9 protein-coding genes are annotated in these 13,026 nt (G+C 44.1%); 3 read left to right on the top strand and 6 right to left on the bottom strand.

What is annotated here, in order from left to right:
- Positions 1–12: 12 nt before the first annotated feature.
- Both Xhom_RS05270 and thiH read left to right on the top strand, forming a co-directional pair.
- Entirely contained in the window at positions 13–780 is a 768-nt protein-coding gene (locus tag Xhom_RS05270) for a thiazole synthase (RefSeq protein ID WP_069317714.1), read from the top strand.
- On the top strand, positions 777–1,901 hold the full coding sequence (thiH, locus tag Xhom_RS05265) for a 2-iminoacetate synthase ThiH (RefSeq protein WP_069317713.1): 1,125 nt from the start codon (positions 777–779) through the stop codon (positions 1,899–1,901). Before Xhom_RS05270 ends, thiH begins: the two co-directional genes overlap by 4 nt.
- A gap of 137 nt (positions 1,902–2,038) precedes the next feature.
- Here the strand turns inward: thiH and Xhom_RS05260 are convergent, their stop codons facing one another.
- From Xhom_RS05260 to malT, 6 genes are all read right to left on the bottom strand, one after another.
- Positions 2,039–2,644, bottom strand: a complete 606-nt coding sequence (locus Xhom_RS05260; RefSeq protein WP_069317712.1) for a DUF1349 domain-containing protein — start codon at positions 2,642–2,644, stop codon at positions 2,039–2,041.
- Positions 2,645–2,658: 14 nt separating this feature from the next.
- Complete coding sequence (locus Xhom_RS05255; protein WP_198148789.1) at positions 2,659–3,768, bottom strand: MFS transporter; 1,110 nt, start codon at positions 3,766–3,768, stop codon at positions 2,659–2,661.
- A 72-nt stretch (positions 3,769–3,840) separates the two neighbouring features.
- Complete coding sequence (locus Xhom_RS05250; protein ID WP_069318540.1) at positions 3,841–4,482, bottom strand: HAD family hydrolase; 642 nt, start codon at positions 4,480–4,482, stop codon at positions 3,841–3,843.
- A 13-nt stretch (positions 4,483–4,495) separates the two neighbouring features.
- Positions 4,496–5,557, bottom strand: a complete 1,062-nt coding sequence (locus tag Xhom_RS05245; RefSeq protein ID WP_069317710.1) for a zinc-dependent alcohol dehydrogenase — start codon at positions 5,555–5,557, stop codon at positions 4,496–4,498.
- Positions 5,557–6,807, bottom strand: coding sequence for a class-III pyridoxal-phosphate-dependent aminotransferase (locus tag Xhom_RS05240; RefSeq protein WP_069317709.1), 1,251 nt, complete (start codon positions 6,805–6,807; stop codon positions 5,557–5,559). The genes Xhom_RS05245 and Xhom_RS05240 overlap by 1 nt, the downstream gene beginning before the upstream one ends.
- A 711-nt stretch (positions 6,808–7,518) precedes the next feature.
- Positions 7,519–10,233 (bottom strand): HTH-type transcriptional regulator MalT, encoded by a 2,715-nt coding sequence (gene malT / locus Xhom_RS05235; RefSeq protein ID WP_069318539.1) that lies wholly within the window; start codon positions 10,231–10,233, stop codon positions 7,519–7,521.
- 355 nt (positions 10,234–10,588) lie between these two features.
- Between malT and malP the strand changes: the two genes are divergently transcribed.
- Positions 10,589–13,018 carry a maltodextrin phosphorylase gene (gene malP / locus Xhom_RS05230; RefSeq protein ID WP_069317708.1) on the top strand — a complete coding sequence of 810 codons (2,430 nt, stop codon included), beginning with the start codon at positions 10,589–10,591 and terminating at the stop codon, positions 13,016–13,018.
- Positions 13,019–13,026 lie beyond the last annotated feature (8 nt).

Genomic DNA, 13,026 nt, shown 5'->3' with positions numbered 1-13,026 from the left:
TGGAGGTTAATTATGTTAAAAATCGCCGATACCCCCTTTAATTCCCGTTTGTTTACAGGAACAGGCAAATTTGCCAATGCTGGATTGATGATTGAAGCCATTCGCGCTTCCGGCAGCCAATTAGTGACAATGGCTATGAAACGCATCGATCTGCACGGCAAAGACGATGGTATCCTTGCTCCGCTGCAACAACTCGGTGTCAAACTCTTGCCAAATACGTCAGGGGCAAAAACTGCAGAAGAAGCCATATTTGCCGCTCGCCTTGCACGAGAAGCACTAGGAACTCATTGGGTTAAATTAGAGATCCATCCCGACGTAAAATACTTGCTACCTGATCCGATTGAAACATTGAAAGCGGCTGAGCAATTAGTGAAAGAGGGATTTATCGTCCTGCCCTATTGTGGTGCCGACCCTGTCTTGTGCCGCCGATTAGAAGAAGTGGGATGTGCGGCTGTCATGCCATTGGGCGCACCGATTGGTTCAAACAAAGGGCTACTCACCCGCGATTTTCTGCAAATCATCATCGAACAAGCCAACGTGCCCGTTGTTGTGGACGCCGGGATCGGCGCACCAAGCCATGCTCTGGCGGCGATCGAAATGGGCGCAGATGCCGTATTGGTCAATACCGCCATCGCCGTTGCACGCAACCCTATAAAAATGGCACAGGCATTCAAAACCGCCATTGAAGCAGGTGAATTGTCTCATCAGGCTGGTGTGGCAAGTCAGAAATCCCATGCTCAAGCTTCCAGCCCGCTGACCGATTTTCTGGAGGCGTTATGACAAGCAATTCGTTTCGCCAGCGCTGGCAGGAACTCAATTGGGATGACATCACCCTACGCATCAACAGCAAAACCCCACAAAATATTAAACATGCACTAAGCAGCGATCGACTAACTCTGGATGATTTTATGGCGTTACTCTCTCCCGCAGCGCTGCCTTATCTTGAACCGGTAGCCCAACGTGCGCAGCAACTGACACGCCAACGGTTCGGCAATACCGTGGGATTTTTTATCCCACTCTATCTTTCCAATCTGTGTGCCAATGACTGCACTTATTGTGGTTTCTCCATGAGTAATCACATTAAACGCAAGACACTCAATGAGCAGGAAATAGAAGCAGAATGCCTTGAGCTGAAAAAACTGGGATTTGAACATATTCTGCTGGTGACAGGAGAGCATCAAAACAAAGTTGGCATGGATTATTTTCGCCGCTATCTTCCTCTGATCCACCGCCACTTTAGTTCTGTCTCAATGGAAGTCCAGCCATTGGCACAAGGAGAATATGCTGAACTGAAAATACTGGGATTAGATGGCGTGATGGTCTATCAAGAGACCTACCATCAACCCAGCTATCAACTACACCATTTAAAAGGCAAAAAACAAGATTTCCACTGGCGATTGGAAACGCCAGAACGCCTTGGGCGAGCGGGGATCGACAAAATTGGGCTAGGTGCGTTGATTGGGCTATCACACAATTGGCGTACCGACTGCTATATGGTCGCAGAGCATCTTTTCTTCCTGCAAAAGCAGTTCTGGAAAAGCCGTTATTCCATCTCCTTTCCACGGCTACGCCCCTGCGCAGGAGGAATTGAACCCGCCTCGTTGATGAGCGAAGCTGAATTGGTACAACTGATTTGTGCATTCCGCTTGTTGGCACCGGATGTAGAGCTCTCTCTTTCCACCCGTGAATCCCCGTTTTTCCGCGATCACGTTGTACCACTTGCAATCAATAACATCAGCGCAGGCTCCAAAACCCAGCCGGGCGGTTATGCCGATGATCATCACGAATTGGAGCAATTTTCTCCCAATGATGATCGCTCTGTTTTTCAGGTGGCCAAAGCCTTGGTGAAATCGGGTTTACAGCCAGTTTGGAAGGATTGGGACAATTATTTGGGGCGATAATGCATCTATTTAATGTGCGGAATTAAGATCATAATAGGCAAAAAAGCCATTAATGAGCATTATACCGCACACCATAATAATCGATATAAGATAAAAGAAATCGAATCAAACCTTCGTTTGGAAATTTGATTTAACGACTAACTCAAATCATGCAGGTGCTTTTTCAACGATGAAACCAATGTGAATTCGGAGAATTTCACCTGCAATCCTTCACGTTCAGGAGAACAACACATAGCACCGACAAACACTGGCTGATTACCGGGTTTATCAATAACAAAAGGAGCTAACCGCAAGAGTGGCCATGTCACACCGTCCATGGAATATTGCAACCGTATTGCCTCTTCCTGATAAGTCAGACGCAGCCAAAATTTATCTGGATTGCCTAAGAAAGTTCCCATTGCCCAGTCAGAATAAGGGTCTGTCAGCACACTGCCAATCGTCGATTGCCCGTCAGAATACTCAATACCGGCTTTCAACCAACGGTGTTCATCCACCAACAGCATCATGCCAGCCTGATCGTATAACTGCTCAAAACCCCCTTCAATGCAGAGCTGAAAAGTGAACCCACCTTCAATAAGAGAATCATCAACATAGCAACCAAAAATATGACCACTATGGCGCTGAAACCCATACCAAGTATCACGCCAGAAATCAGTTTGATTATCCGTCGTCACATGAAGTTCATCTTCTTGATGCTTCCACGAAGCAGGTTCATTAAGCCAATGGCAATGCAGCAAATTCATCAATATTTCCTCTGTTATTTTCTGGCAGGATTGATCAACCAATACCCCATTAATAATGAAAGCGACAACAGGGCAATACAGGCAAAAGCACCGTGCAACGTTATCTGATGGGCTAAGCCGCCAATAATCGCCGGCCCAAGCAAGATACCTGAATATCCCATCGTAGAAACGGCAGAAACAGCCAGTGAATCAGGCATGGTTTTTTGCTGCCCCGATGCAGTAAAAAACATGGGAGCCAAATTAGACAACCCGGCTCCTATCAGCAAGAATGCTACTACCAACGCAATCACACCGGATGCCAGATAAATCAGGATAAAACCTGATGTTGCCAAAATGGCGCTTCCCAGAAAAACCCGTCGGTATCCACATGCGGCAATTATTTTGTCGCCAAAAAACCGGCCGGATGTCATGGTAATAGCAAACAAGGTATAACCCAACCCTGCCTGATGGCTATCCATATTATGGACGCTGCTCAGCAAGATCCCGCTCCAGTCCAACATGGAACCTTCCATCAGATAAACAATGAAACAGAGAAAACCAATCAGAATGACAATACCACGAGGTAAGGCAAAAAATGGGGTATCCTCAGCGTCTGAGTCATCCAATAATCCATTCCAGACAGGAAGTAGCAATAGGATAAGAAATAATGTCACTCCCACCATTACCCAAAATGGGGATATTCCCATAAACAGTAACAGACTAACCGAGCCAGCTCCCGCGATCCCGCCTAAACTGAACAACGCATGAAAACCTGACATAATCGGACGTTGTATTCTTTTCTCAACATTGACCGCGTGGATATTGACCGATACATCCATTGCGCCAATTCCTGCTCCAAATATGAATAGCGCACAGGCCAGTGTCGGAGGTGTCGGTAAGATACTCAATCCCGACAGCATAAGAATTGCCAGTAGGGTAAAAAAGGTAAACACCTTTCGGCAACCAAACCGGGCAGACAACACCCCAGCAATAGGCATCATCACGAAAGATCCTATGCCAAATGCCAACATCAATAGCCCCATGGCACCGTTATCAAGTAATAATCGTTCTTTCACTAGCGGGATCAGTGGCGCCCAACTTGCCATACTAAAACCCGCAATTAAAAAAGCTACCTTTGTTGCCATCACAGGCTGTTTTACCAATGAAACTCTACATTCCTCAGACACGCACTGCCTCCATCACACTTTTTATCTACGTTACACCGCTATGGTTTTTTCCAGCTCGGAAAATTGAGGTATCTCCCCCAGCGCCTTAATGACTTTCGTCGCTTGCTCATATTGTTCTGCTACTGACAAGGAATGAGGCCAAGCATATATTTGTGGAATATTAGCTTGTTTTGCCGCCATAATTCCCAAATCAGTATCTTCAATCACCAAGGTTTTCCGAACATCCATCATTTTCAGTTCCAGCATTGCCAGATAGGGATCAGGAAAAGGCTTGGTTCGTTCAACATCATCACCAGAAATCAGCGCAGGTTCGTCAACCAAATTCAATAACCCCAGATTCGCCAGACAAACTTCACGCGGGGCTGTAGAAACAAACCCAAACGCAATTCTATTTTTCTGCAAGGCAGCTATAAGATCAGCAACTCCCGGCCGTAAATAACCAGCAGATAATTTATCCTGATACACCGATATGATCCTGTCGGTAATGCTTTGCTGTGCCTGTGATGGAACACCGATCGCATCCAGTGTTTCCACCAAGCTCAAACCAATCAATTGTTGTGGCTGAATATCGTGCGTGTAGTCAGGTGCCAGTTCACGCAGCACATCAAAGTGTAGCTGCTCACTGTCGACAATGACCCCGTCGATATCAAAAATAACATTGAATTTACCCATCATAAATATTCCATTACTTAAGATCAGACAGACGGAGCAACACCTTACAGTTTGGTGTACTCAGTGGTATCTGTGTTTTAGCCGCAATATCACAACCCACGGTGAGAAATGCCTGCTGATAATCTTCAAAATCAAAGACCTGACTAACCAAACGATCTGCGGGGATCACACGATCACGGATCATGGCGTAAGCACGCTCAAAACTGTTGTTCAAGGAATCGATCGAACCAATGACAGAAAGACTTTTATCTGCAATTTTCAGTATATCGAGGCTGGCATGTTTATCTTTTAAAGCGACATTTAACAACTTACCGCCCGGCGCCAAATGGTCGAAAACATATTCGGTTAACTGCCCTGTGGTATCGACACATAAATCAATTAAAGCCGCTTGATCACCGTATTCCTTTACCAGAGCTTCGGCAAAATCAGTATATAACCGACATTCCGCAGGCAAGTTCTGACTGGCAAACTGGACTCGATTCGGATTTTTTTCGATCATGAACGCATTAACTCCCCGTTCATGCAGCGCCCAAAGATACAGCATCCCCATTGGCCCAGAGCCTGCCACCGCTGCACGAATATTCGTATGGGTGATCCCGAGTTTATCCACTCCGGTCAGTGTGCAGCTTAATGGCTCTGTCAATGATGCAGCTTCCATACTGACATGATCAGCGAGTTTGATCAGATAACCCTCTTTTGCCAAATATTGCTCAGCAAACGCACCATCGTAGGAAACGCCCGCTTCTGTACCTAACTTCATCTCACAGTGGTTCAGATTGCCTGTCTGACACATCCGGCAATGCCCACAAGAGTATGTTGGATTAATGACAACACGATCACCAATTTGAAAACGAGTGACACCGCTGCCAACTTGCGCTACAACACCAGTAGTTTCATGACCTAATGTAGTTCCCGGCACTGCTACAGGATAAGAGCCAGTGATAATCCCTACATCAGTACCACAAATCCCACATACTGCGATATCGACCACAACATCATCCGGCTCAATACAGTGCAATGGTTCAACTTCTTGGATCTCAACATCCCATATCTGATTAAATTTGAGTGCTTTCATTATGCAACCTCCTGATGACTCTGAGATGAAATTGTCAGTTCAGCAAAAGTCAGATCCAATTTATGGAGGATTTCACTCAAGTGTTCCTGTGTACAGATTAAAGGGGGTCTTACTTTAAGTGCTCGTCCCTTGCCATAACGGGAACCACGCAAGATAAGTTTATGAGTGCTGGCGGTTGCAATGACTTTCGCTGCAAATTCTGGGGTTGGAGTATCAAAACCGAACATATAACCCACCCCCCTGACCCCCGTGATTTCGGGATATTTATGTTGTAAATTCAGTAACCCATCACGCAGGAAAGCTTCATTTTGCTGTACGTTTTCCAGAAGATGATCATCTTCAATGATATCGATGACTTCATTGAGCGCGACCAATGACAGAGGATTAGCACCTGAAGTACTGGAATGTTCGAATGATTCCAATACATCCAATGAACTGCGCATAAGCACACCCGCAGTCGGAATACCAATTCCACCGGCACCTTTAGCAAACACGATGATATCGGGTTCTAACTCCTTGGCATAACCGTTCGAAGCAAAGAACGTACCAGTACGACCAAACCCTGTCTGTACTTCATCTGCAATAATAACAATGCCATGCTGATGACAAATTTCCCTGATTTTGCGGTAAAACTCCACAGGGAAAACAATGTTTCCACCATTGCCCTGAATCGGTTCAATAATCAGACATGCAATATTGTCGCTAGACCCCAATTGAATGAACTGTTCCAGATCGACATATTGGGTTGTGCCTTCCTGAGATTCCGACTCAGACGTGACACTGGCAGGAGCAGGAATTTTTATGGAGCCATCTATGTTGATATGAAAATTTTTAAGCCGGAATGCATTACCAGAAATCTGTGCTGTAGCAAGAGATTGGCCGTGATGGGCAAGGAAGAACGAGACAACACCAGAACGTCCTGTCGCTTTTTGGGCTATACGAATAGCACATTCAACCGCACCCGAACCAGAAACATCCCGTAACCAAATACTATCGATACCTTCAGGCGTATATTTAACCAATTTATCCAAAATATACTGTGACATTTCCTGTGTATAGGCAGAACTCAAATGTGTACATCTATCAATCTGTTTTTTTAATTTATCGGCAATCCTTTGATTAGTATAACCAAGTGGCAAATTAAATGTTCCCGATGCTGCATCAATATTTTTTTCGCCATCAATGAGCAAATAAGGGCCTTGACCGATATAACGAGAAAGCATGTCTTCAAAATGATATTTATTTTCCATAATGACTCACTATAATTAACTATATAAAAAATGAACAACACACAAACCACAGAGAAATAAAACCCAATCCAATTTAGGATTAGGAAATATATAAATTTAGCAGGGATATTTGAGCGGCAAGATGATTGGGCATTCTTGTTTTCAAGACAAAAACATTACTCAACCCATCATGTCAAAAACAATGCTACCAGAAATACTATAGAGCAATCCATATGTATTAGTGCAAAAGAAGTAGGAGTTTATTTTTTATAAACAAGCTCGATTAACGTCTCAATCTACCACAAAACAACACTAACAACATTAATAACAATAGGTTAATAAAAATCACCCACCTTCTTAATTAAAGAAATGGAACAATTTCGTTCTATGTTTCAACATTTGGCAATATAAAGGCATTTTAAATTTAATATTCAACTTGTTAGCTTGTATTTCTAACACTGATTAGTTATTTATTTATGGAATAAATATCATAACAATAACAACAAAATATGAAAAACCTGAGATAACACACCAGTACTTAGCGCTGCTACTTATAATGATTTGGTTGTTAACTCAACCTGATCAAAATACAAACAAATTCGAACTCTCGTTTACAAAGAAAAAACATCAAATGAAGTATTTTTAAATTCATTTAATATTTTTAATTTATACCTCTATTTATTTATATTCATTTATAGATTTAAAATTTATTTTTTAGCTAAAAAATAATAATTAAACCCGTAATCCAATCATTTGCATTAAATACTGTGCTTGCTGAATAGCTTCCTGCCGGTGCGTTATTCCCATTTTCTGATATAAATTTCGTATATGAGTTTTGATGGTAGTTGCTGCCACCTCTAACTCTGTAGCAATCTGCTCGTTGCTGTAACCAGAATAAATCAAACCCAATACCTGCCATTCACGCTGAGTTAGTGGGCTATTGCGAATAAGTTCCGGCACATCGGGATGTGTAAGCAACTGCTCAACAAAAATTTCATCAAAATGAGCGAATTTATGCCGATGCTGTCGGTTGATTTCCCGCAGGATACGCTGTGCCCGATACTGTTCCATTTCAGACAAAATATTGAGCTGAATAAGTTGGCGCAGTTGCAAAGCCATCAATTCTCCTTCAAGTACAAAATGGCTGATGAACCCCGTACGATTGGCCAAACTTAATGCCTCCATTAAAACATCCTGTGCTTGAGCCTTGCGCCCAAGCTGGCAATAAAGCAAATTACATAACAGAAGATTACGGTTTAAATCACTGACCAGCGCCAAATCTCTCGCGTATTCATTCAAATTCATCAAGATAGATTCTGCTTCCTCATACTGACCCAACATGATTTGGGCTCGGGCAATATTACGCCATTGATTTTGATTGAAATGGTTACAGAAGCTTTCAGGCCGTTCTGCCTGCATCAGCCATTGGTTCACCGAACTGCTATCCTCCAGATTCTGCCAAATGATGACGCGTAATTTATCGGTATTAGTCCGCCAATCACGATGGTAATGCCCATTGCTCAGCAAGTTTTCACAGCGAGACAAGTAACGGCGGGCATTATCAATATCTCCACGGATAAGAGAACATTTCGCCAACTGCGTCAGACATTGCAATTGCTGCTGTGGCTGGAAATTAGATAACACTGCCAATCCCCGACGTGCCGCATCTTCAGCCTCATCAATGCGAGCCCAACACCACAAAAGCTGAGAACGGATCCTCAACAGAAATTCGTGCATGGGTAACTGTTCCAGATGCTGTTCACGGATCAAATCAAAAGCATGGGTTTGAGTGTCATAGGCAGCCTGTAAATAACCCTGTGCTAATAAAATCTCACTTTGTTGCAACAGCGCCCACAAAGCATAGTGATAAACATGACACAGGCGGGCAAGCTGCTCCGTTTGCTTCATCATCGCCAATGCACTACTCAAGTGCCCATTACAGTGCAATACCTCTCCCTTCACTGACATTGCCACAATCCGACCATATTGATTGTCGGGCAACAAAGTCGCCAACGCCTTCTCAGCCAACGTATCCGCATCTTCCGGCCGCCCATCATTGATCGCCACTTGAGCCCGCAGGGCATCAAACTCCGCCAACAACTCGGCTTCAATAACTATCTTCTTCTGTTTCAGTGATCGCTCGGCCTGATTCAATAACGCATTCACTTCATAGTGACGATGCTGACTCTGTGCCAACCATGCTTGTAACAACACCAGGCGCGGACTTTCCAACAATTGTTCATATGGCAGGGCATTCATGCACTCTTCCAGCAGGGATAATTTGCTGTGGTTGAACAACTCCCAAGCGTGTTGAAGTAAAATATCCCGTAACAACACCGTATCTCCAGCAGCAAGGGCATGATGAATGGCCTCCCCCGGATATCCCTGCATCAACCACCCTTTCACTGCTGCTCTGTGTAATTCGGGTAATTTTGCAGCCATTTCCCACTGGCAACGTTGACGCAGGAATGACGCAAATAAAGGGTGAAAACAAAACCATTCACCAGAATCATCCATCCGTTGGATAAATAACCCCTGACGTTCGATATCTTCAAGCCGCTGCTGACCATTTTCTTCGCCCGTCAGGCAAACAATCAGGCCATCATTCATAGAACGCAAGATAGAACTATGTAACAAAAAATCTCGTGTTGCCTGATCTACCCGATTTAAAACCTCATCTACAAGATAATCCGCAAGATGGCTGGCATTTATCCCCGAAAGACGTTTTGCTGACATTTCAGCGGTATTACCCGACTGACGGGCGGAAAGCGCAATAAGCTGTAACGCAGTCGCCCACCCCGCGACGTCATTGCATAGCTGTTTGCAGTTATCAGCATCCAGTGGGAGTGTCAGCCGTTTGGCAAAAAATTGCTCAGTTTCTTGATAATCGAAAGCCAACTGCTGACTATCAATCTCCAATAACTGTTCACGCACCCGTAGATTAGCAATACCCAACGATGGCAAGTGACGCGATAGAATTATTAACGTCAAATTTTCTGGCTGGTGGCGGAGGAAAAAACGCATCGCTTCATGAATAAGACCATTCTCGACCAAATGATAATCATCAATCACCAGAAAAATAGGCGACTGCCATTCGTTGAGTTCAATAAACAATTGAGAAAACAGCGCAGGTAAATTGGCATATTGATGCTTTTGGGCCAATACCTCACTTTTCACACAATGCCCCTGAGTTGCCTGCTGAATAGCCGCAATCAAATAACTGGCAAAACGCTCCGGTTGATTGTCGCTGTCATCAAGAGAGTACCATCCCAGATTATCCTGCCCAGCTGCCCACTGTGACATCAGAGTGGTTTTACCATACCCCGCAGGACTGGTTACCAACACCAGCCGATAACCCTGTGCGTTAATGAACTTTTCTAGCAGACGCTCCCGCATAACCATATTATGGAGACGAAGTGGGCGACTGAGTTTCGATGGGATAAGCATGACTTTCTTTCTCTCATAAGCAATGAATAAAACTGATACCAGAATTCTGTCCGATGCTATTGATTCACTCACATCGTTAACATTCACCAATGCCTCACCAAATTTAGAGAAACGCTTATTTTTTGCAAACAAGTTGATTTATTTCATTGTGTTAAATTGCACCCTGTCACATTCTTTGATTACAACCTTTCCATTTTTTGATTAAATTGCGAAAAGGCTCGAGAGAAATAGCTACGCCCTTGCACTCCTCCCCGCGAATATTTTCATGGGATGATGTTTCCCACACCGCTAGACCTCAGCATATCTCGCTAAATATCCCCGCATTTTCCTTATTCAGTGACAGGATAAAGACGCCATGCAATGCTCTACATTCGATAAAAAATCTACATTAGATAAATCCACATTTCAGGCAGCACTCATACGCCAATGGCAGCGTTTCGGCCTTAGTTCAGCACAGGAAATGACTCCACATCAGTGGTGGAAGGCCATCAGTTCTGCCCTTTCTGAATTAATTCCTCTTTCTACTCAACAAAACCGAGCCAATTCATCCACGAATAACCAGCGCCATGTAAATTATATTTCGATGGAATTCCTGATAGGCCGCCTGACAGCCAACAATTTATTGAATCTCGGTTGGTATGACGATGTTCAGGCTTATCTGGCAGAAGATGGCATCATTTTGAGTGACCTGCTTGAAGAGGAAACCGATCCCGCATTAGGTAATGGTGGGCTGGGAAGGCTGGCAGCCTGTTTTCTCGATTCAATGGCTACCCTCAATCAACCAGCTATCGGGTATGGCCTCAATTATCAATATGGGTTGTTCCGTCAATCATTTGAGCATTGCCAGCAAATGGAAGCTCCCGATGATTGGGAACGAGATACCTACCCGTGGTTTCACCATAACGCACAATTAAAAGTTGATGTTAGTCTTGGTGGTGAAATAGTAACAACTGCCGATGGTCATGAAACTTGGGTTCCCGCATTTACCCTAATTGGTGAAGCGTGGGATTTGCCAGTGATTGGGTATGGTAATGGCGTTACCCAACCACTACGCCTATGGCAAGCAACGTACGACAATCCCTTCGATTTGTCACTTTTTAATGATGGTCAGTTTCTACATGCAGAACAGCAGGGCATTGAAGCCGCCAGTCTCACCAAAGTGCTCTATCCGAATGATAACCATCAGGCTGGTAAACGTCTGCGCCTGATGCAGCAATACTTCCAGTGCGCCTGTGCCATAGCCGATATTTTGCGACGCCACAAACAAATGAAACGCAAAATAGAAGAACTGCCACGATACGAAGTTATCCAACTTAATGATACTCATCCCACTATCGCCATTCCTGAAATGATGCGTCTTCTGCTTGATGAATACCTGTTGGATTGGGAAAGCGCATGGGAAATCACAGGGAAAACTTTTGCCTATACCAATCATACTTTGCTACCAGAAGGTCTGGAACGTTGGGATGAACAGCTTCTCAGTGAACTTCTACCGCGCCATCATCGTATCATTCAAGAAATCAATCTGCGCTTTAAAAAAACCGTCGATCAGATATGGCCAGACAACCAACAAATCTGGGACAAACTGGCTGTTATCCATGACAATCAAATAAGAATGGCCAATCTCTGCGTTGTCGCCTGTTTTGCTATCAACGGCGTCGCAGCACTTCATTCATCCTTAATCGTGACAGACCTGTTCCCCGAGTATTATCAATTGTGGCCAGCAAAATTTCACAATGTGACCAATGGCGTCACTCCTCGTCGTTGGTTAAGACACTGCAATCCTGCACTTTCTTCACTAATCGACCAAACATTGGATCGGGAATGGGTTAATGACCTTGACGCACTCAAACAACTCGAACCTTATGCTGATGACAGTGCATTCTGTGATACTTATCGGACAATCAAACAGGAAAATAAAATACGTCTGTCCAACTATGTGAATAAGGTTATGGGGCTCAAAATTGATCCTCATGCCATTTTCGATATACAAATAAAGCGCCTGCATGAATACAAACGCCAACATCTGAATCTGCTTCATATTTTGTCACTTTATCGACAAATTCAGGAAAATCCGGCGCTGGATATCCACCCCCGTGTTTTTCTGTTTGGTGCTAAAGCAGCTCCTGGTTACTATCTGGCAAAAAATATTATTTCTGCCATCAATTATGCAGCCGAAAAGATTAATCATGATCCGATCGTCCGCGATCGCATCAAAATCGCGTTCATCCCTGATTACAATGTTTCCACAGCAGAACTGATGATCCCCGCTGCAGACGTATCAGAACAAATTTCCACAGCAGGTAAAGAAGCCTCCGGTACAGGCAACATGAAACTGGCCTTAAACGGTGCACTAACTATCGGAACACTGGATGGCGCCAATGTTGAAATTGCCGAACAGGTTGGAAACGACAATATCTTTATATTTGGAAACACCGTTGAAGAGGCAAAAGCCCTACTGAGCAATCACTATAATCCACAAGATGTTCTCCAACAGGATCAACATCTAAAAGGCATATTAGATGCGCTTGCCAATGGCGAATTCAGCCACGGAAATACACACGCATTTGATCTCATGTTACATAGCCTGATTGACGCTGGTGATCCTTACTTAGTGCTGGCTGATTTTGCTTCATATAACCACGCCCACAAGCAAATTGATGCGCTGTATCGTGATACTCAACGCTGGACACGCAGCACTGTGCTGAATACCGCCCGCATGGGTAAATTCAGTTCTGACCGTACAATTCAGGATTATCAACAACGTATCTGGAAAGCCAAATAGAGATTTAA

It is taken from the genome of Xenorhabdus hominickii (genome assembly GCF_002632725.1).
Lineage (GTDB): Bacteria > Pseudomonadota > Gammaproteobacteria > Enterobacterales > Enterobacteriaceae > Xenorhabdus > Xenorhabdus hominickii.
The sequence above is the reverse complement of the archived record's forward strand: the minus strand, read 5'-3'. Positions and strand labels throughout refer to the sequence as shown.